Annotated in this window: 17 protein-coding genes and 1 pseudogene; 9 read left to right on the forward strand and 9 right to left on the reverse strand. The window is 72.9% G+C overall.

Translation table 11 applies throughout. The features are described 5' to 3' along the window. Positions 1-190: 190 nt before the first annotated feature. Positions 191-1,192 carry a sigma-70 family RNA polymerase sigma factor gene (locus tag BBH68_RS17435; RefSeq protein WP_065963446.1) on the forward strand — a complete coding sequence of 334 codons (1,002 nt, stop codon included), beginning with the start codon at positions 191-193 and terminating at the stop codon, positions 1,190-1,192. 202 nt (positions 1,193-1,394) lie between these two features. Here BBH68_RS17435 and BBH68_RS17440 read toward each other — a convergent pair whose 3' ends face one another. Beyond that, positions 1,395-2,132 carry an SDR family NAD(P)-dependent oxidoreductase gene (locus BBH68_RS17440; RefSeq protein ID WP_065963449.1) on the reverse strand — a complete coding sequence of 246 codons (738 nt, stop codon included), beginning with the start codon at positions 2,130-2,132 and terminating at the stop codon, positions 1,395-1,397. Positions 2,133-2,435: 303 nt separating this feature from the next. On the opposite strand from BBH68_RS17440, the gene BBH68_RS17445 reads away from it, so the two are divergent. The 3 genes and pseudogenes from BBH68_RS17445 (at position 2,436) to BBH68_RS17455 (ending at position 6,423) form a co-directional block, all read left to right on the forward strand. Continuing rightward, positions 2,436-3,197 (forward strand): DeoR/GlpR family DNA-binding transcription regulator, encoded by a 762-nt coding sequence (locus BBH68_RS17445; protein ID WP_065963450.1) that lies wholly within the window; start codon positions 2,436-2,438, stop codon positions 3,195-3,197. Next, the gene (gene pfkB / locus BBH68_RS17450) at positions 3,194-4,138 is read left to right on the forward strand and encodes a 1-phosphofructokinase (protein ID WP_065963452.1); all 945 of its coding nucleotides are present in this window, start codon (positions 3,194-3,196) and stop codon (positions 4,136-4,138) included. The genes BBH68_RS17445 and pfkB overlap by 4 nt, the downstream gene beginning before the upstream one ends. Positions 4,139-4,223: 85 nt before the next feature. Then, a pseudogene (locus BBH68_RS17455) lies at positions 4,224-6,423 on the forward strand (PTS fructose transporter subunit IIABC). Positions 6,424-6,563: 140 nt separating this feature from the next. On the opposite strand, the gene BBH68_RS17460 reads toward BBH68_RS17455, so the two are convergent. Both BBH68_RS17460 and BBH68_RS17465 read right to left on the reverse strand, forming a co-directional pair. Then, entirely contained in the window at positions 6,564-7,643 is a 1,080-nt protein-coding gene (locus BBH68_RS17460; RefSeq protein ID WP_065963453.1) for an FAD-dependent oxidoreductase, read from the reverse strand. A 96-nt stretch (positions 7,644-7,739) separates the two neighbouring features. Then, on the reverse strand, positions 7,740-8,876 hold the full coding sequence (locus BBH68_RS17465; protein ID WP_065963455.1) for a P1 family peptidase: 1,137 nt from the start codon (positions 8,874-8,876) through the stop codon (positions 7,740-7,742). 204 nt (positions 8,877-9,080) lie between these two features. On the opposite strand from BBH68_RS17465, the gene BBH68_RS17470 reads away from it, so the two are divergent. Beyond that, entirely contained in the window at positions 9,081-9,623 is a 543-nt protein-coding gene (locus BBH68_RS17470; RefSeq protein ID WP_245738093.1) for an AMP-binding protein, read from the forward strand. A 3-nt stretch (positions 9,624-9,626) separates the two neighbouring features. After that, positions 9,627-9,815, forward strand: coding sequence for a hypothetical protein (locus BBH68_RS17475; RefSeq protein WP_065963457.1), 189 nt, complete (start codon positions 9,627-9,629; stop codon positions 9,813-9,815). A gap of 79 nt (positions 9,816-9,894) precedes the next feature. Here the strand turns inward: BBH68_RS17475 and mscL are convergent, their stop codons facing one another. The 5 genes from mscL to BBH68_RS17500 all read right to left on the reverse strand — a co-directional run bounded on the left by mscL (position 9,895) and on the right by BBH68_RS17500 (position 14,352). After that, entirely contained in the window at positions 9,895-10,371 is a 477-nt protein-coding gene (gene mscL / locus BBH68_RS17480; RefSeq protein WP_076970825.1) for a large conductance mechanosensitive channel protein MscL, read from the reverse strand. A gap of 57 nt (positions 10,372-10,428) precedes the next feature. Beyond that, on the reverse strand, positions 10,429-11,001 hold the full coding sequence (locus BBH68_RS17485; RefSeq protein ID WP_170066574.1) for an RcpC/CpaB family pilus assembly protein: 573 nt from the start codon (positions 10,999-11,001) through the stop codon (positions 10,429-10,431). Positions 11,002-11,364: 363 nt separating this feature from the next. Further along, positions 11,365-12,213, reverse strand: a complete 849-nt coding sequence (locus BBH68_RS17490) for an S-methyl-5'-thioadenosine phosphorylase (protein ID WP_065963461.1) — start codon at positions 12,211-12,213, stop codon at positions 11,365-11,367. Positions 12,214-12,334: 121 nt separating this feature from the next. Further along, positions 12,335-12,676: an FmdB family zinc ribbon protein gene (locus BBH68_RS39445; protein WP_076970824.1), complete on the reverse strand. Its 342-nt coding sequence runs from the start codon at positions 12,674-12,676 to the stop codon at positions 12,335-12,337. A gap of 167 nt (positions 12,677-12,843) precedes the next feature. Next, a complete protein-coding gene (locus BBH68_RS17500; protein WP_065963465.1) occupies positions 12,844-14,352 on the reverse strand; it encodes a potassium/proton antiporter in 1,509 nt (502 codons plus the stop codon). Positions 14,353-14,583: 231 nt separating this feature from the next. Between BBH68_RS17500 and BBH68_RS17505 the strand changes: the two genes are divergently transcribed. After that, positions 14,584-17,325 carry a penicillin acylase family protein gene (locus BBH68_RS17505; RefSeq protein ID WP_065963467.1) on the forward strand — a complete coding sequence of 914 codons (2,742 nt, stop codon included), beginning with the start codon at positions 14,584-14,586 and terminating at the stop codon, positions 17,323-17,325. A gap of 201 nt (positions 17,326-17,526) precedes the next feature. On the opposite strand, the gene BBH68_RS17510 is transcribed toward BBH68_RS17505, so the two are convergent. Then, positions 17,527-18,120: a 5-formyltetrahydrofolate cyclo-ligase gene (locus BBH68_RS17510; protein WP_281182484.1), complete on the reverse strand. Its 594-nt coding sequence runs from the start codon at positions 18,118-18,120 to the stop codon at positions 17,527-17,529. A gap of 84 nt (positions 18,121-18,204) precedes the next feature. Between BBH68_RS17510 and galU the strand changes: the two genes are divergently transcribed. Both galU and glp read left to right on the forward strand, forming a co-directional pair. Beyond that, on the forward strand, positions 18,205-19,107 hold the full coding sequence (gene galU / locus BBH68_RS17515) for a UTP--glucose-1-phosphate uridylyltransferase GalU (RefSeq protein WP_065963471.1): 903 nt from the start codon (positions 18,205-18,207) through the stop codon (positions 19,105-19,107). Positions 19,108-19,111: 4 nt separating this feature from the next. Beyond that, positions 19,112-20,494: a molybdotransferase-like divisome protein Glp gene (gene glp, locus BBH68_RS17520; protein WP_174589038.1), complete on the forward strand. Its 1,383-nt coding sequence runs from the start codon at positions 19,112-19,114 to the stop codon at positions 20,492-20,494. Positions 20,495-20,589 lie beyond the last annotated feature (95 nt).

Below are 20,589 nucleotides of genomic sequence, written 5' to 3' on the forward strand. Positions count from 1 at the left end.
TGACCTGCGCTTCTGGGTGTTATGAGGGCAAATCGACACCGCGTGCCGGGACAGGGTACTGCATGATCGCGAAAACGTGTGCGAGGCATGGGAATTCTGTCCGGATTCCAGTCGTTGTTTCCATCGGACGGGGCACCCGGCAGGAAGACCGTCCATAGTCCGCGCCCGATCCATCTGTAAGGGAGCACGCATGGCAACCCGTGCCGTCGCCCGCAATCAGGCCACCGGCAGTGGCGCTGATGGGGCCAACAGTGTTCGCGCCACAGGCGGGGAGATCGCCGATCGCGACCTGGTCGGCATGTATCTCGACGAGATCGCTCGCACCCCGCTGCTCGACGCGGCCAAGGAGGTCGAGCTGTCTCAGGCAATCGAAGCGGGTGTCTATGCCCAGCAGATCCTGGACGGTGAGATCGAGGACGCCCCGGCGGCCGGCGCGAGCCGTGCGGAGCTGGAGGCGATAGCCGCTGAGGGCGCCCGCGCCAAGGACGTCTTCATCCGCTCCAACCTGCGCCTGGTCGTGGCCGTCGCGCGCCGGTACCCGCGCAGCGGGCTGCCCCTCCTCGACCTGATCCAGGAGGGAAACGCAGGCCTGGTCCGCGCGGTGGAGAAGTTCGACTACACGAAGGGCTTCAAGTTCTCGACGTACGCCACGTGGTGGATCCGCCAGGCCATCACGCGCTCGATCGCCGACCAGTCCCGGACCATCCGGCTGCCCGTCCACCTGGTCGAGGAGCTGGGCCGGATCCGTCGGGTGCAGCGCGAGTTCAACCGTGAGCACGGCCGTGAGCCGGAGCACTCGGAGATCGCCGAGGAGCTCGGCTCGACGACCGAGCGGGTCTCGGATGTGCTCGACTGGGCCCGCGACCCGGTCAGCCTGAACATGTCGGTGGACGACGAGGGCGAGACCCAGTTCGGCGATCTGCTGGAGGACACCTCGGCCGTCTCGCCCGAGCAGTCGGTGATGACGCTGCTGCGCAGCGAGGAGCTGGAGGGCCTGATCGGCCGGCTCGACGACCGCACCGCCTCCATCATCAAGGCCCGGTACGGCATCGAGGACGGGCGGGAGCGCACGCTCACCGAGGTCGGCAAGCAGCACGGCCTCACGCGCGAGCGGATCCGCCAGATCGAGAAGCACGCGCTGCTTGAGCTGAAGAAGATGGCGCGCCAGACCGGCTTCGACGAGGCCGCCTGACCTGACGTCCCCCTACTCACCTGTCCCTTGTTCTCACACACAGCTGATTCTGAGCGGCAGTTGATTTCATGGCCGCGTCACAGACCGAGCCCCGGCGCTCTTCCCCCCCCAGCGCCGGGGCTCGCCCTTGCGGTTGCTCGTCGGCCGGCTCAGCCGGCCGGGGGGCTCGGCCGGCTGAGGGCGCCGAGGCGACCGGTCGGGCTCAGACGGCGAAGCCGCCGTCCACCGCGATCGACGCCCCGGTGATGTACCGGCCCCGGTCCCCGGCGAGGTGGGACACCGTCGCCGCGATCTCCGCCGGCTGCCCGTAGCGGCCGAGCGCGGTGAGCCCGCTCTGCATGGGGGCGCTCTCCCCGTCGGCGGGGTTCATGTCGGTGTCGACGGGGCCGGGGTGGACGAGGTTGACGGTGATGCCGCGCGGGCCGAGTTCGCGGGCCAGCGCCTTGGTCAGACCGGTCAGGGCGGACTTGCTCATCGAGTACAGCGAGCCGCCGGGGAAGGCGACGCGCTCGGCCATGCAGCTGCCGATGTTGATGATGCGCCCGCCCTCGCCCAGATGGTGGGCGGCGGCCTGGGCGGCGAGGAAGGGCGCGCGGACGTTGACGGCGAGGACGCGGTCCACGTCCTCCAGCGTCAGGTCGCCGACCGGGCCGAGGACGCCCGTGCCCGCGTTGTTGACCAGGATGTCGAGCCGCCCGAACTCGGCGGCGGCCCCGGCGACGGCCTCGCGCACCGCCTCCGGGTCCGCGCTGTCGGCCTGGACGGCCCACGCCCGGCGGCCCAGGGCCTTGATCCGATCGACGACGGACGCCGCCCGCTCCTTGTTGCTGTGGTAGGTCAGGGCGACATCGGCGCCCTCCTCGGCGAGTCCGAGCGCCACCGCCTCACCGATGCCCCGGCTGCCGCCGGTGACCAGTGCCGCCTTGCCGTCGAGTGTCATGGGTGTCCCTTGCTGTGTGATCGGGTGTGTCGTGCGTGTCCTCTGTGCGATCCGCGACGTTTCGTGTCGTCCTCGAGGACATGCCTCGATCCTCGTGGGACGGGAGCGCGGATTCCGGCGGCAATCGGACATCGCGCTGAGCCCTCGGGGCAGGGCCGCCGGTGATGCCCGATCGGGTCCGACTGTGACCCGGGTGCGTCCGTACGGGATTGTTTCTTGCCCGAGTCTGTTTACTTCCTGGCATCGGGGACGTAATCTGGCCGCGAAATCACAGGTTCGGGCATAGAAGGGGCGTAAACCCACATGTACGCACCGGAGCGGCAGCAGGAGATTCTCCGGCTCGCCCGCGAGAGCGGGCGAGTGGACGTGCTGTCCCTCGCCGAGGAGTTCCAGGTCACCGCCGAGACGGTGCGGCGCGACCTGCGGGCGCTCGACCGGGCGGGCCTGGTCCGCCGCGTGCACGGGGGTGCCATCCCGGCCGGCCGACTCGACTTCGAACCCGACCTCGCCGAGCGCGAGAGCACCGCGGCCGACGAGAAGGACCGCATCGCCCGCGCCGCCGTCGCCGAGCTGCCCGCCGACGGCAGCGTGATCATCGACGCGGGCTCGACCGCGGCCCGGCTCGCCGCCGCGGTCCCGCTGGAGGCCGACCTCACCGTCGTCACCCACGCGCTGCCGATCGCCGCCCGGCTCGCCGACCACCCCGGCATCGCCCTCCACCTCGTCGGCGGCCGGGTCCGCCACCGCACCCGCGCCGCCGTGGACGCGTGGGCGCTGCGCGGCTACAGCGAGATCAAGGCCGATGTCGTCTTCCTCGCCACCAACGGCTTCTCGCTCGACGGCGGCCTGACCACCCCCGACCTCGCGGAGGCCGCCGTCAAGCGCGCCATCATCGCCGCCGCCCGCCGGGTCGTCCTCCTCGCCGACTCCTCCAAGTTCGGCCAGGAGCACTTCGCCCGGTTCGGCGACCTCGGCCACGTCGATCTCCTCATCACCGACACCGGGCTCAGCCCACAGGACGCCCTCGCCATCGAGCGGCAGGGCACGGAAGTAGCACGCGCATGATCCTCACCGTCACCCCCAACCCCAGCCTGGACCGTACGTACGAGATCCCGGCCCTGGAGCGCGGCGCCGTGCTGCGCGCCGCGGCCGACCGGGTCGACCCCGGGGGCAAGGGCGTCAATGTCTCGCGGGCCGTGGCCGCCGCCGGGCACCGCACGGTCGCCGTGCTGCCGCTGGGCGGACCCGAGGGCGCGCTGCTGGCGCGGCTGCTCGGCGACCTGGGGATCGAGGCCGCGGGCGTCCCCGTCCAGGGCTCGACCCGGATCAACATCTCCGTGGCCGAACCCGACGGCACCCTCACCAAGATCAACGCGGCCGGTCCCGAGCTGACCGCCGCCGAGGCGGAGGCGCTGCTGGAGGCCGTACGGACACAGTCGGCCGACGCCGACTGGATCGCCTGCTGCGGCAGCCTGCCGCGCGGGCTCGCCCCCGAGTGGTACGCCGAGCTGGTGGCCCGGGCCCACCGCGCCGGCGCCCGGATCGCCCTGGACACCTCCGGCCCCTCCCTCACGGCGGCCCTGCGCGAGCGCCCCGACGTCGTCAAGCCGAACGCCGAGGAGTTGGCCCAGGCCGTGGGCCGCCCGCTGGCCACGGTCGGCGACGCGGTCAAGGCGGCCGAGGAGCTGCGGGCGCTGGGCGCCCGCGCCGTCCTGGCCAGCCTCGGCGCGGACGGCCAGCTGCTGGTCGACGAGACGGGCGCCTACTTCGGCGCCGCCCCGGTCGCCGCCGTGCGCAGTAATGTCGGTGCGGGCGACGCTTCCCTCGCCGGATTCCTCGCGGCGGGCGGCCTCGGGCCGGCCGCGCTCGCCTCGGCCGTGGCGCATGGCGCGGCCGCCGTACAACTGCCGGGGAGCGTCATGCCCACCCCGGCCGACCTGGACCCGTCCGCCGTCACCACGACCGCGGACGTGCCGCTGGACCGCGCCCTCACGGAGCCCGCGTGACCAGCCCGACCCCCTCCCACCCCCCTGTCCCCACTCCGCCCGCCCGCCTTCCCCAGGGCGGCACCGCACGCAAGGGAGCCGCGAGATGAGTGAGCTGATCACCGCGGACCTGGTCGACCTGGACCTGTCCGCCGACACCAAGGAAGCGGCCGCCAGGTCGCTCGCCGAACGCATGGTCGCGGCCGGCCGCGTCACGGACCTCGACGGCTTCCTCGCCGACGTGGCGGCCCGTGAGGCGCAGATGCCGACCGGGCTCGACGGCGGCATCGGCATACCCCACTGCCGCAGCGAGCACGTCACCGAGCCGACGCTGGCCTTCGGGCGCAGCGCCGCGCGCATCGACTTCGGCGCCCCGGACGGGCCGGCCGACCTGATCTTCCTGATCGCCGCCCCGGCCGGCGCGGACAGCGATCACCTGACCATCCTGTCCGGCCTGGCGCGCCGGCTGATGAGCACCGAGTTCACCGGCGCGCTGCGGTCGGCCGACGACCCGGGCCGGGTGGCCGCCCTGATCCGCGGCGATCAGCCGGAGCCGTCGGCGGCCGCCGCCGGGACCGAGGCGGGCGCCGAGCCGACGGCGGGAGAGCGGGCCGAGCCCGCCGCCCGGCCTCTCGCCACGGAGCCTCTCGCCCCGAAGCCGGCCGCCGCCCAGACCGCCGGAGCCAAGGCCGCCGAGGCCAAGGTCGCCGAGGCCCGCCGAGGCCGCCGAGGCCGTCTCCGGCGAGGCAGCCGGCGCCGGGTCCCAGGCCGCCGCGTCCGCGCCCTTCCGGATCGTGGCCGTCACCTCCTGCCCCACCGGCATCGCCCACACCTATATGGCAGCCGAGTCGCTGGAGAACGCCGCTCGGGAGGCCGGGGTCGAGCTGGTGGTCGAGACCCAGGGCTCCGCCGGGTTCGACAAGCTGCCACCCGCCACCATCGCCGCCGCCGACGCGGTGATCTTCGCCCATGACGTGGAGGTGCGGGAGAAGGCGCGGTTCGCCGGGAAGCCCACCGTCGACGTCGGCGTGAAAGCGGGCATCAACCGCCCGGCCGAGCTGATCGCGGAGGTGCGACAGAAGGCCGCGCGCGGCGAGATCAGCGCCCCGGCCGCCGCCGCGGACGCCGACCGCTCGGCGCCCATGGACCGGGCCGGTGAGCCTGGCGACCGCTTCGGCACCCGGCTGCGCAAGTGGCTGATGACCGGTGTCAGCTACATGGTCCCGTTCGTGGCCGCGGGCGGTCTGCTGATCGCGCTGGCCTTCGCGCTCGGCGGCTACGAGATCGCGACCGCCAAGTCCGTCGCCGACCACTTCATATGGACGGAGCAGGACAGCTGGGCCGCGCTGCTCTTCCAGATCGGCGGGGCGGCGTTCACCTTCCTGGTGCCGGTCCTGGCCGGCTTCATCGCCTACGGCATGGCCGACCGCCCCGGCCTGGTGCCCGGCTTCGTCGGCGGCTTCATCGCGACCACCATCAAGGCCGGCTTCCTGGGCGGTCTGGTCGCCGGCCTGATCGCGGGCGCGATCGTGATGGGCATCCAGCGGTTCAAGGTGCCGGCGTCGCTGCGCGGCATCATGCCGGTCGTGGTGATCCCGCTGATCTCCTCGGCGATCGTCGGCTTCCTGATGTTCGTGGTGATCGGCAAGCCCATCGCCTCCGCCCAGGAGGCCATGACCGACTGGCTCAACGGCCTCTCCGGGACGAACGCCATCATGCTCGGCGTCCTCCTCGGCCTGATGATGTGCTTCGACCTGGGCGGCCCGGTCAACAAGGTCGCGTACGCCTTCGCGACCGGCGGCATCACGGTGGCGAACCCCAGCGACGGCAGCCTCAAGATCATGGCGGCGGTGATGGCGGCCGGCATGGTCCCGCCGCTGGCGATGGCGCTGGCCACCACCGTCCGCGGGCGGCTGTTCACCAAGACCGAGCGGGAGAACGGCAAGGCGGCCTGGGTGCTGGGCGCCTCCTTCATCAGCGAGGGCGCGATTCCCTTCGCGGCGGCGGACCCGCTGCGCGTGATCCCGTCCTCCATGGTGGGCGGCGCGATCACCGGCGCGCTGTCGATGACCTTCGACTGCACGCTGCGCGCCCCCCACGGCGGCATCTTCGTGGTCCCGCTGATCGGCCAGCCGTTCCTCTACCTGCTGGCCATCGTGGCGGGCACGGTGGTCTCGGCCGGTCTGGTGATCGTCCTCAAGGGGATGCGCAAGGCGGCCCGGCCCGAGACGGCCGCCCCGGCCGCCGGCGGCGAGACCGCCCCGGGCGGTGCCGGCGGCGAGGCCAAGGTGCCCGCCACCGTCTGACCGCCCCCGCATCCACCACCGGAACCAACAGGAGCACCACCACAACCAGCACCACCACCGCGGCGCTCCGCGGTGCCCCCCGCTCGGCGGTGAGACGGACCGACCCCGTCTCACCGCCGAGTCATGCGCCGGGCGGTACCTCATCCGTCGTCACCTCCGGCTCCGATCCGCGTCGGCAGTCCGCGCGACGCGTAATAGGCGCCGAGCGCGGCCTCGCTCCCGGACCCCATGGCGGTCGCGATCCGCTGGAAGCGGGCGGAGCGCAGATCGCCCGCCGTGAAGACCCTCGGGTGCTGGCGGGAGGGCGGGCAGTAACCCGAGGCGTCGGCGAAGAGGCCCCCGCCGGGCGCCACCGGGCCGCTGCCGAGGTTGCGGAACACGCGGTCGCCGGTCAGGGTCCGCCGGTCGCCCTCCACGGTCAGCACCTCGGCCGTGACCGGAGCCCTGGCCGTGACCGGAGCCCTGGCCGTGACCGGAGCCTGGGCTGCGATCGGAGCCTGGGCTGCGACCGGAGTTCCGGGTGAGGTGGTGGCCCCGGACGAGGGCGGGACGAGGGTCAGGCGACGCACCGGCACCAGCTCGACCCGCGGATCGTCGGCGATCTCCTCGGCCTTGTACGCGTCCCCCGGCGGACAGGCGACGACGAATCGGCTCTCCAGGCCGGGATGGGCCCGCAGATAGGTGCCGAGCGGCCGGTCGGCGCCGAGGACCAGCACGGTGCGGCCGGCGAGCGCGGCCGGGTCCGCCTCCCACAGCGGGGGCGCCTCCAGGCCCCGGCCACCCTCGATCCATCCGACGTCCTGGGGCCGCAGCGGTCCGACTCCGGTGGCGACCACGGCATACGGAGCGGTCAGCGGCGCGGGCCCGGGCGGCAGCGGGCCGGAACCGGTGCTCTTCGCGGGCTCGGTGGTGACCTCGACCCGGTCCTCATGGGCATCGATCCGCACGACCCGCAGGCCGAGCTCCACCCGGCACAGGTCGCGGTCGGCGACATCGGCCCTGATCGCCGCCGCCAGAGCGGGGCCGGCCGAGAAACCGAGCACATTGCCCACCACCGGGATGCGCTCAAGCACCCGGCACAGCGCATCCTCCGACTCGACGAGCACGGACCGCATCCCGACGCCCGCCGCCATCACCGCGGCGGCGCACCCGGCCGGGCCGCCACCGATGACGATCAGGTCGGCGTCCATCGTGGCGCCAGTTGTGGCGGTGTCTGTCATCGCTGCCTCACATCCCTCGTGCCTCCCCCTTTGTCTCGCTTGTCTCGCTCCCGGGAGTGTTGTTCTGCTGTTCCGCTGCTCGGAGGTCCCGGCTTCTCACCCCTCGGTCCGGTCCGGGCCGTACAGGTCGCGGTACGCGGGGAAGACACCTCCCGGCCCGTCCACGCCCTCGGCGGCCAGCACCCCCTTGACCACCGCCCGGGTCAGGACATCCGCTCCGGCGGCCAGGACCTCGTTCAGCGCCCCGGCCTCCAGATGGACCCCGAACGCCGCATCCTGACCGCCGTCGGCTCCCTCGGGCAGGAGCGGGCGGTCGCCGGTCGACAAGGCGAACACCGTGTCGCCGTCGGACAGCAGATGCACCGGCCGGACCGCGCGCGCCAAGCCGTCATGCGCCGTGCCCGCGAGCTTATGGGCCTGGGCGCGGCTGAGCGCTGCGTCCGTGGCGACCACCGCCAGGGTGGTGTTCAGCGGAGGCCGCACCGACGCCGCCGAACGCCGCTCGGACTCGGCCCGCGCGGCGGCCAGCCGGTCCAGCGCCCTGGCGTGCTCCGCCTCCCCGGGGCGGCGGCCCCGGTCCCACTCCCCGTACAGCTCGCCCGTCAGCGGATCGACCACCGAACCCGCCGCGTTGACCGCCGCCAGGGCGGCCACGGTGACCCCCGACGGCAGGACCACGCTCGCCGATCCGATGCCGCCCTTGAGGCCCCCCGCCACCGCGCCCGTCCCGGCCCCCACATTGCCCTGGGCGACCGGCGCGCCCACATCCGTGCCGGCCGCGGCCTCGACGGCCGCGCGGCCCAGCGCGGCGTCCGGCCGGGCCCGCCAGTCACCGCCGCGCCCGAGGTCGAACAGCGCGGCGGCCGGCACCACGGGCACCACCTGCGCCGGGTCGGGGCCGACCCGGAAGCCCCGGCTCCGCTCCTCCAGCCAGGCGACCACCCCCGAGGCGGCGTCCAGGCCGAACGCGCTGCCGCCGGTCAGCACCACCGCGTCGACGCGCTGGACGAGATTGCGCGGGTCGAGGGCGTCGGTCTCGCGGGTGCCGGGCCCGCCGCCCCGGACGTCCACCGCGGCGATCGCCCCTCCTTCCGGGGCCAGCACCACGGTCGTGCCGGTGAGCCGGCCTCCGCCGGTCCGCCGCGCATGGCCGACGCGCAGCCCGGGTACATCAGTCAGGGCGTCGACCCGGCCGGGGCGGGCGGGTCGGGGTGTCGTCCGGTCGGTATCCATGGACGCCATGCGTAGCACGGAAGCCCCGGCGGAGGGACCGCCGTGGCGGGAGCCGCCGAGCGGGAGCGCGGCCGCCGGAAGGCTCGGGCGGCGGGGGCTCGGCCGGCAGGCGGATCCCTTATCAACAGGACGTTCATCAGACGTTGATGGGCCGACGGCAGGCTGTGCGCCATGCCGTTCGCCCGCGTCCGAAGGAAGACCAACGTGCCCCGTATCTCTGCGACGGAGGAGTTCCCGACCCTGGCCGCCGCCACGCGGCAGGGTCCCCGGGTGGCTCTCCGCTGGATCAGTGAGCCGGACCGCGAGCAGAAACTGACGCATGCCGAGCTGCTGGAGCAGGCGGACCGGGCGGCGGCGGCCCTGACCCGGCTCGGCGTGCGCGCGGGGGACCGGGTGGCGGTCCATCTGCCGCTGATACCCGAGTCCGTCATCGCCACGCTCGCCTGCGGCCGGCTCGACGCCGTGCGCTCCACCCTTCCCGTCGGGCTGCGCGCCCCCGAGCTGCGCGACCGGCTGGCGGGGATGGACGTCAAGGTGCTGATCACCGCCGACGGCGACTGGCGGCGCGGGGAGCCGCAGGCGCTCAAGCCGCTGATCGACCGGGCCCTGGCGGGCCGCGCACGGCAACCGAAGGTCCTGGTCGTCCACCGCCTGGCCCGCCCGGTGTCCTGGACCCCGGGCCGGGACCTGTGGTGGCACGAGCAGCTGGGCGCGGCGGGGGACCCGGCCGGTCGGCCGTACTCTTGACGCATGAGCACCGCCCCCGACCCCGGACCGCGCGACCCGCCCGCCGCGCTGATCTTCGACGATCCGCTGGCGCAGCGGTCCTCGGACGACACGGACCGCGGCTGGGGCGAGCGCCCGGCCGGCGGGGACACCGCCGACAGCGCCGCGGATCTGGCCCGCTTCCTCGACGAGAAGCCGCCCCACCACCTCTGACCGCCGACCTCGACCTTGACCTCGACCTCGGCGTCGAGGGCGATGTCGCTGCGGACGCCGGCGCCGGCGCGCCGGGAGCTCAGGTGATCGAGCCGCTGCCGCTGCCGCGCAGCGCGACCAGTTCGTCCCGTATCTCGCGCAGCAGCACGATCTCGGCGCTCTCCGCCTCGGCCTGCTTCTCCTCTTCCCTGCGCTCCTTGGCTGCCTTCCGCGCCAGATAGCGGGACATCGGCAGGACCATCAGGAAGTACACCACCGCCGCCGTGATCAGGAAGGTGAGCACGGCGCTCAGCACGGTCCCCCAGAGGATCGGGATGCCCTTCGTGACCTCGCCCGCCGCGTTGGTCTCGCAGGGGGCCTCCAGGCAGGAGCGGTACTTCTCCAGGTCCTTGGTGCCGAAGGCACCGACGACCGGATTGATCAAGCCCTTCACTATGGAGTTCACCACGCCGGTGAACGCGGCTCCGACCACGACCGCGACAGCCAGATCGATGACGTTGCCACGCATCAGGAAGGCCTTGAAGCCCTCCACGACGCTCTTCTTCTCCTCGCTCAACCCTTTGCCTCTCTCTCGCCGCGCCGGTTCTGGAGCGGTCGGCTCCGCAACCTACGGTCAAGATCGGCACAACGCCACCGCCAACCTGGAGGTGGCCGCCGCGCCGGCCAGGGCCGCCGCGGTCGGACGGGGCACCGCGAGCACCACCAGCGTGCCGTCCAGCCCGCCGTCCACCGCCGCCATCCGCCGGGGCGGCGGCACGGCGGTCACCCGCGCGCCGCGGGCGACCGTGCGCGCGGTGGCCGGGCCGCCGGACCGACCGGCCGCCGGGGCGGCCAGCACATCCACCCGGTCGCCGGGGCGCAGCAGCCGCACGGCCGCCGCGTCGGCGATCCGGACCGGCGCGGACACCACGGCCGGGGGCCGCTCGCGCCGCCCGCCGTCCGGCGGCGGGGACGCCGCCGGACGCCCGCCTGAGGCGCCGGAGGGCGCGGCGGCCGCCAGCGCGGCCGCGGTCATCGCCAGCCCCGCCGCCATCGAGCGCCGGCGCCGCCGTAACGCGCGCCGCAGCCGGTGTCCGCCGCGGCCCACCCGCACCGGCCCGAACCGGGGAACCGCGCCCGTCGGAGGGGTGCGGCGGGACCGCTCGGACCAGGACGGCGCCGAGCGGGCCCGGCCCGCGGGCCACATGGGCGAGGAGCCGGCTGAGGCAGCGGGCGAGCAGCCGGCCGATGGAGCGGGCGGGAAAGCGGGCGAGGAACCGGCTGAGAAGAGGGACGGGCGCGGAGGGGTGGGCGGAGCGGGACGGAACGGGTCGGACATGGCAATCACCGCCTGTCGTGAGAGGCCGGGAGCTTCTGGCCCCTTCACGATGCCCGCCCTCCCAGGATCCCGCTCGGACCTGTGCACAACCCTCAGGCTGTGGACAACTCCGCCACCCGCGCGAGTGAGCCCACCGGCCCCGTGCGGTCGAGCCCACCGGCCCCGCGCGGTCGAGGCCACCGCTCCGCGCGCTTGAGCCCGCCGCCACCCGCCTCAGTGGGCCCCCGGCCGCTACGGCAGCTCGATCCCCAGGTCCCAGCCCTCGTGCCCGTGCCCGCACAGGCAGTCCCGGGCGTCGGTGGCCGGCAGGGCGCCCACCGCGTCGAAGAGCACGTCGCGCAGGCGTGCCAGGTTCTCCCCGAATACCCGCAGCACCTCGGCGTGCGAGACGCCCTCGCCCGTCTCCGCGCCCGCGTCCAGGTCCGTGACCAGCGTCAGCGACGTGTAGCAGAGCTCCAGCTCACGGGCCAGCACCGCTTCCGGGTGCCCGGTCATGCCGACCACCGACCAGCCCTGCGCCGCGTGCCACCGCGACTCGGCCCGGGTGGAGAAGCGCGGCCCCTCGATCACGCACAGCGTGCCGCCGTCCACCGGCTCCCAGCCCCGTCCGCGCGCCGCCGCCACCGCGACCCGCCGCCCCGTCGGGCAGTACGGGTCGGCGAAGGTGGTGTGCACCACGCTGGGTACCCGGCCGTCCGGCAGCGGTTCGCCGTCGAAATAGGTCTGCACGCGCCCCTTGGTGCGGTCCACCAGCTGGTCGGGCACCAGCAGCGTCCCCGGTCCGTACTCCGGCCGCAGCCCGCCCACCGCGCAGGGGCCGAGCACCTGCCGTACGCCGACCGAGCGCAGGGCCCACAGATTGGCGCGGTAGTTGATCCGGTGCGGGGGCAGGTGGTGCTTACGGCCGTGGCGCGGCAGGAACGCGACCCGCCGGCCCGCGACCTCGCCGAGGAACAGCGAGTCGCTCGGCGCGCCGTAGGGCGTCTCGACAGTGATCTCCGTCACGTCATCGAGGAAGGAGTAGAACCCCGACCCGCCGATGATCCCTATCTCCGCATGCGTGCTGCTGGTGTCCGCCATGTGGTCACCCTAGCCAGCGGCGTCCCCGCATACGAGATCCCGCCGCCTCTCCGGGGAGGGACGGCGGGATGCCGGTGCGATCGAGGCGGCCGAAGGCGGCCGTGCCGAGGGTGGCCGCGGGTCAGGCGGCCGACGAGGTGCTGGTCGACGCGGCCGAGGACGAAGAACCCGAGGACGACGACGAGGACGACGAGGACGCGTCCGACGACGAGGACGAGGAGGAGGACCCCTCGCTCTTCGAGGCCGTCGACTTCGACGAGCCGCCGCCCGTGCTGCTGGACGAGGAGCCGCGGCTGTCGTTCCGGTAGAAGCCCGAGCCCTTGAAGACGATGCCGACCGCCGAGAACACCTTCTTCAGGCGTCCCTTGCAGTTGGGGCACTCGGTGAGCGCGTCATCGGTGAACTTCTGCACCGCCTCGAGGCCCTCGCCGCACTCGGTGCACTGGTACTGATAGGTCGGCACTTGCTCCTCCTGGCACTCTCACTCGATGAGTGCTAACGACGCTCCATAGTGCAGTATTCCCGCCCGCCAGTCCACTGCGAGGGGCGATACGGTGACCCATTCCACGCGTCCGTACGGCGGCCCGTTCCACCCGGCCGTACGGTGACCCGTTCCACGCGCCCGTCCCGTCACCGCCCGCTCGTGCCCAGCCAGCCGGCCAGCTTGCCGCCCCGGCCCACCGCGCGCAGCCGCTCCTCGGCCGTGTCCCGCACTGGGTCCGTGGCCACGACCAGCAGCTCGTCACCGCGGCGCAGCACGGTTGACGGCTGCGGCACAAAGCTCTTCCCGTCCCGGACGACCAAGGTGACCGCGGCCCCGGTCGGCAGCCGCAGCTCGCCGACCTCCACGCCGTGCATCTTGGAGTCCTTGGGGATCGAAACCGACAGCAGATGCCCGCGCAGCCGCTCCAGCGGCGCCGACTCGATGCCGAGGTCGGCCGCGGCCTCCTCCTCGCCCAGGCGCAGCCGGCGCGCCAGCCAGGGCAGCGTCGGGCCCTGCACCAGGGTGTAGACGATCACCAGCACGAAGACGATGTTGAAGATGCGGCGGCTCTCCGGCACGTTCGAGACCACCGGGATGGTGGCGAGCACGATCGGCACCGCGCCGCGCAGCCCCGCCCACGACAGCAGCGCCTTCTCCCGCCAGGAGACCGGGAAGGGCACCGTGCTGATCAGCACCGACACCGGCCGGGCCACCATGGTCAGCGCCATCCCGACGCCGATGGCCGGCCAGATGTCGTCGCCCAGCTCGTGGGGGGTCACCAGCAGGCCGAGCAGCACGAACATCCCGATCTGCGCTATCCAGCCGAGCCCCTCCGCGAAGCCGCGCGTGGCCGGCCAGTGCGGCAGCTTCGCGTTCCCCAGGATCAGCGAGGCCAGGTAGACGGCGAGGAAGCCGGAGCCGTGGGCCAGCGCCCCGCCCGCGTAGGCGATCACGGCGATCGCCATCACCGCGATCGGGTAGAGGCCCGAGGCGGGCAGCGCGACGTGCCGCAGGCCGTACGCCCCCAGCCAGCCGATCGCCAGCCCCACCACCGCGCCGATGACCAGCTCAAGGGCGATCTCGCCGAGCAGCATGTACCACGCCTCTATCGCGCGCGGGGAGGAGAAGGCGACCACAAGGATCACCACCGGGGCGTCGTTGAAGCCGGACTCAGCCTCCAGGGTGCCCGTGAGACTCCTCGGCAGCGGCACCTTGCGCAGCACCGAGAAGACCGCCGCCGCGTCCGTGGAGGACACCACCGCACCGATGATCAGCGCCTGCCGCCAGTCGAGTCCGACCAGGAAGTGGGCGGCGGTCGCCGTGATCCCGACGCTTACCGCCACCCCTACCGTGGACAGCACGGCGGCGAGCGGCAGGGAGGGTTTGATCTCCCGCCACTTCGTGCCGAGGCCGCCCTCGGCCAGGATGACCACAAGCGCGGCATAGCCGAGGACCTGTGTGAGCTCGGCGTCCCCGAAGACGATGCCGATGCCGTCCTGCCCGATCGCGACGCCGAGGCCGAGGTAGATGAGGAGGGTTGGCAGCCCGCTGCGCGTCGAGACCCTGACGGCCGCCACCGCCACGAGCAGGACGAGTGAGCAGATCAGCAGGAGTTCGTTGAGGTGGTGAACAGTCAGGGGCCGAACCTTTCTCACGGGAGCGGCCGGAAGGCTCCCCGACCGACCGGAACTTCATTGCCTTACCTAACATTTTACGGGTTCTTGACGCGGGTGGCTCACATGGATTTTCCGAGGGTGACGGCGGGGTGAGGGCGAGGTGATGGCCGGTGGGCGGCTCCAGTCATGACTCCGCGTAGGGGAGGCGTCAGCGCTGCGCCTATGGTTGCTCCAGCACTCCAGGACCACCCTGCCCCTCGAAGGACAGCGATGCCCGCCAACAAAAACGGCCCTTCTGGCAAGAAGAAGGGCCGACGTGCCCGCCTGATCGTGATCGCAGTCGTGCTGCTGCTCGTGGGGGGCGTCGGGTACGGCACGTACTGGAGCATCAGTACGGTCCGCGCCTCTTTCCCGGAGACCACCGGATCGCTGCAGCTCAAGGGACTGTCCGGACCAGTCCAGGTCAAGCGCGACGGCTACGGCATACCGCAGGTCTACGCGGACACCCCCGAGGACCTCTTCCGCGCCCAGGGGTTCGTCCAGGCCCAGGACCGCTTCTGGGAGATGGACGTACGCCGCCACATGACGGCCGGTAGGCTCTCCGAGATGTTCGGCTCCGGACAGGTGGAGACCGACGCGTTCCTGCGCACCCTGGGCTGGCACCGGGTCGCGCAGCGGGAGTACGACACCAAGCTGTCGCCCACCACCAAGAAGTACCTGCGCGCCTACTCCGACGGGGTCAACGCCTACCTCGCGGACCACCAGGGCAAGTCGCTGTCCGTCGAGTACGCGGCCCTGGAGTTCGAGCACGACTACACGCCCGAGAAGTGGACCCCGGTCGACTCGGTGGCCTGGCTCAAGGCGATGGCGTGGGACCTGCGCGGCAACATGCAGGACGAGGTCGACCGCGCGCTCGCCCGCAGCCGCCTGAGCGCCAAGGAGGTCGAAGAGCTGTACCCGGCCTACCCGTACGGCCGCAACAAGCCGATCGTGGGCAGCGGAGCGGTGGACGAGACCGCGGCCAAGTTCGACCCCAAGGCGACGGCGACCGACCCCGCGAACGCCGCCCAGAACGGCGTGGGGGGCGCCACGCAGGGCTTCCAGACGCAGCTCTCCTCGCTCTCCAAGACGCTCGACGAGATCCCGGCGCTGCTCGGCCCGAACGGCACCGGCATCGGCTCCAACTCCTGGGTGGTCCGAGGCCAGTACACGACCACCGGCAAGCCGCTGCTCGCCAACGACCCGCACCTGGCCCCCCAGCTGCCCTCCGTCTGGTACCAGATGGGCCTGCACTGCAACCGGGTCAGCAGCGCGTGCCCGTACGACGTGGCGGGCTTCACCTTCGCCGGCCTGCCGGGGGTCGTCATAGGCCACAACCAGGACATCGCCTGGGGCATGACCAACCTGGGCGCCGATGTGACCGACCTCTACCTGGAGAAGGTCACCGACCAGGGCTACCTCTACGACGGCAAGCAGGTCCCCTTCAAGACCCGCGAGGAGACCATCAAGGTCGCCGGCGGCAAGTCCCGGACCATCACCGTCCGCTCCACCAGGCACGGCCCGATCGTCTCCGACCGCGACGACGAACTCGGGGACGTCGGCAAGAGCGCACCGGTCGGCACCGACGTCGGCGACGTGGCCCCCGACCGGGGCGACGGCTACGCGGTCTCGCTGCGCTGGACCGCGCTGGACCCGTCCAACACCATGGACGCGGTCTTCGAGCTCGACACGGCCAAGAACTTCACCGACTTCCGCAAGGCGGCCCGCGACTTCGCGGTGCCCTCCCAGAACCTGATCTACGCCGACACCAAGAACAACATCGGCTACCAGGCCCCCGGCAAGATCCCCACGCGCGCCAAGGGCGACGGCCGCTACCCGGCGCCCGGCTGGGACTCGCGCTACGAGTGGAACGGCTACATCCCGCAGGCCGAGCTGCCCTGGGCGTACAACCCCAAGCAGGGCTACATCGTCACCGCCAACCAGGCCGTCATAGGCAAGGACTACAAGTACACGCTGACCGACGACTGGGGATACGGCGCACGTAGCCAGCGCATAACCGACCTGATCGAGTCGAAGATCAAGGACGGCGGGAAGATCTCCACCGAGGACATGCAGTCCATGCAGATGGACAACAGCAGCGAGATCGCCGAGCTGCTGACCCCGTACCTGCTGAAGGTGGACATCAAGGACAGCTTCGTCAGGGAGGCCCAGAAGCTCCTGGAGGGCTGGGACTACACCCAGGACTCCGACTCGGCGGCCGCCGCGTACTTCAACGCCGTCTATCGCAACGTCCTTATGCTGGCGTTCGGAAATAAACTTCCGAAGGAGCTGCGGGTGGAGGGCCAGTGTCTGCGGGTCCGGCCCGCCGACGACTCGGGGCCCGCCGAGGACCTGGACGGCAGCGCCCGGCTGGTGCGCGAGTGCGGCCAGCGCGACCCCGCGTCGGCCCAGCCGGACGGCGGGGACCGCTGGTACGAGGTCCTTCGGAAGATCATCAAGGACCCGAAGAACAAGTGGTGGAAGACCACCGGCACCCGTCTCCAGCCCGCCTCGACCAACCGGGACGAGCTCCTGGCGCACGCCATGAAGGACGCGCGTTCCGAGCTCACCGCCAAGCTCGGCAAGAACATCAACAGCTGGAGCTGGGGTCGGCTGCACCGGCTGGACCTGAAGAACCAGACCCTGGGCATCAAGGGTCCGGGCGTGGTGCAGTGGCTCCTCAACCGCGGCCCGTGGAACCTGTCCGGCGGCGAGGCCGCGGTCAACGCCACGGGGTGGAACGCGGCGGGCGGCTACGGCGTCACCTGGGTGCCGTCCATGAGGATGGTCGTCAACCTCGACAACCTGGACAAGTCCCGGTGGATCAACCTCACCGGCGCCTCCGGGCACGCCTACAACGCGCACTACACGGACCAGACCGAGAAGTGGGTGAAGGGCGAGCTGCTGCCCTGGTCCTTCAGCGAGAGCGCGGTGAAGAAGTCGACGGAGGACGAGCTGGCGCTCACGCCCTGAGGCGCACGGTCTGAGGCACACGGCCTGAGGCACACGGCGTGGCGCGTACGGCCGGGCCTGCGCCCTGACGCGTACGGGCTGGCGCGTACGGCCGGGCCCGCGCCCCGCGCGCCCGGCCCGCCCGCTCCCGACCGCCCCGCGCCGCACGCCCCCCGCGAGACCCCGCCCGCCCCGGGCAGGGCCTCGCGGGGGGCGTCGCCGTTAGGGGGCGCGGAAGCGGTGCACCGCCGAGGGGGTGACCGCGGCGTGCACCGGCCGGTCGTGGGCCTCGCCCGGGACCTCGTCCAGCACCTCGCCGTCGTACAGCAGCACCACCAGCGCCGGGCGGACCCCCGCCCGCTCCAGCCGGGCCAGCACCCGGTCGTACGAGCCGCCGCCGCGGCCCAGGCGCACCCCGCGCCGGTCCACGGCGAGCCCGGGCAGCAGCACCACGTCCGCCCCGGTGACCGCCTCGGGGCCGAGCCGCGGCCCCTCCGGCTCCAGCAGCCCCCGCCCGGCCCGCGCCAGCCGCTCGGGGCCCTCGTCCCGCCCCCAGTCGAGGTCGTTGTCCTCCAGGAGGACCGGGAGCAGTACGCGTACGCCCCGGGCGCGCAGCGCCTCCCGCAGGTCGTGGGTGCCGGGCTCGCGGCCCACCGAGACATACGCGGCCACCGTCCCCGCCCCCGCGAGCTCCGGCAGCTCCAGCGCGCGACACGCCAGGGACGCCCGCGCGTCCGCGATGTCATCCGCCGTCAACCTGGCCCTCACCGCCATGAGATGTCGCCGCAACTCGGCCTTACTAGCTTCGGCATTGATCACTGAGTGCACAAACTTCCTGTCTCATGTCATATTCACCGAAACCTCATGATCCTCCCAAAGGCACCCGATAGGGTTCGGTACATGACTCAAGCGCGTACTCGGATCAGCAAGGCTGTCATCCCCGCCGCGGGGCTCGGAACCCGCTTCCTGCCGGCCACGAAGGCCACACCCAAGGAGATGCTGCCGGTCGTCGACAAGCCGGCGATCCAGTACGTCGTCGAGGAAGCCGTCACCGCCGGGCTGTCCGACGTACTCATGGTCACGGGCCGCAACAAGCGGCCCCTCGAGGATCACTTCGACCGCAACTACGAGCTGGAAGAGGCCCTGAGCCGCAAGGGCGACGAAACCCGGCTCGCCCGCGTCCAGGAGTCCAGCGACCTCGCGACCATGCACTACGTCCGCCAGGGCGACCCCAGGGGCCTCGGCCACGCCGTCCTCTGCGCCGCCCCGCACGTCGGTGACCAGCCCTTTGCCGTCCTCCTCGGCGACGACCTCATCGATGCCCGCGACCCGCTCCTGTCCCACATGGTCGAGGTGCAGGAGCAGCACGGCGGCAGCGTCGTCGCCCTGATGGAGGTGGACCCCTCCCAGATCCACCTCTACGGCTGCGCCGCCGTCAAGCCGACCCTGGAGGAGGACGTCGTCAAGGTCACCGGGCTGGTCGAGAAGCCGGACCCGGCCGACGCCCCCAGCAACTACGCCGTCATCGGCCGCTACGTCCTCGACCCGGCCGTCTTCGACGTGCTGCGCGCCACCGAGCCCGGGCGCGGCGGCGAGATCCAGCTCACCGACGCACTGCAGGCGCTCGCCGCGAACCCGGACCTCGGCGGGCCGGTCCACGGGGTCGTCTTCAAGGGGCGCCGGTACGACACAGGGGACCGTGGGGACTATCTGCGTGCCATTGTCAGACTCGCGTGCGAACGTGAAGACCTGGGCCCGGACTTCCGGGACTGGCTTCGCCGTTACGTCACCGAGGAGATGTAGCACTGTGAGCAGCACCGCAGCACGGGCCGCCGACCAGGGCCCGGACCAAGACCCCGGCCAGGGCCCGCGGCCCGGTGCGGCCGGCGCGCCCGGCGGGGGTCGGGGCGAGGACCGCTTCTGGACGGTGGCCGAGCACCTGGACGACATCCTCGGCCAGCTCCACCCCCTCGACCCCATCGAGCTGCAGCTGCTCGACGCCCAGGGCTGTGTCCTCGTCGAGGACGTCACCGTCCCCGGCGCCCTCCCCCCGTTCGACAACAGCTCCATGGACGGCTATGCGGTCCGGATCGCCGACATCGCGGCGGCGACGGAGGAGTATCCCGCGGTGCTCACCGTCGTCGGGGACATCGCGGCGGGCAGCGAGACCGCGCCCGCCGTCGGCCCCGGCGAGGCCGCCCGCATCATGACCGGCGCCCCGCTGCCGCCCGGCGCCCAGGCCGTGGTGCCCGTCGAGTGGACCGACGGCGGCCTGGGCCAGGGCCCGGTCACCGCCATGCCCGCCCACAGCGAGGCCCCCGAAGGCGCGAGCGGCAGGGTGCGGGTGTACCGCCCCGCCAAGGCCGGGCAGCATGTGCGCGCCCGCGGCTGCGACGCCGGGGCGGGCGAGCTGGCGCTGCGCGCCGGCACGGTCCTCGGCGCGCCGCAGATCGGCCTGCTGGCCGCCCTCGGGCGCGCCGCGGTCAAGGTGCGGCCGCGGCCGCGCGTGGTGGTGCTGTCGACCGGCAGCGAGCTGGTCCAGCCCGGGCAGGAGGCGGGCCCCGGCCGGATCCACGACTCCAACAGCTTCCAGCTCACCGCCGCCGCGCGGGACGCCGGCGCGATCGCCTACCGGGTGGGCGCGATCGCCGACGACGCCGGGGCGCTGCGCGCCGCCGTCGAGGACCAGCTGAGCAGGGCCGACATCGTGGTCACCAGCGGCGGCGTCAGCGTCGGCGCGTACGACGTGGTCAAGGAGGCCATGCGGGAGGTCGAGTTCCGCAAGCTGGCCATGCAGCCGGGCAAGCCCCAGGGCTTCGGCCGCGTCGGCCCGGACCGCGTCCCCTTCATCGCCCTCCCGGGGAACCCGGTCAGCTCGTACGTGTCCTTCGAGCTGTTCGTGCGGCCCGCGATCCGCACGCTGATGGGCACCGGCCCCGTCCACCGCCCCCTCGTCCGGGCACGCTGCCCCGAGGGCGTCGCGTCCTCCCCGCGGGGGCGGCGCCAGTTCCTGCGCGGCTGGTACGAGCCCCCGGGGGTGGACGCGGAGCTGGGCGTCGTCACCCCTGTGGGTGGCACCGGATCCCACCTGATCAAGGCCCTCGCCCACGCCAACGCGCTGATCGTGGTGGACGAGGACACCACGGAGGTCGCCGCCGGCGCCGACGTGGACGTCGTCCTGCTCACCTGATCCCCTAGGGGGTGTGCCCCCGATCTCTGTGGGCCCGCGACGCCTGGCACGCACGCTCGCTGCGTTGTCGGGCCCGCCCGAGTAGGCCCGCCCCC

The organism is Streptomyces sparsogenes (assembly GCF_001704635.1).
Classification (GTDB): Bacteria; Actinomycetota; Actinomycetes; order Streptomycetales; family Streptomycetaceae; genus Streptomyces; species Streptomyces sparsogenes.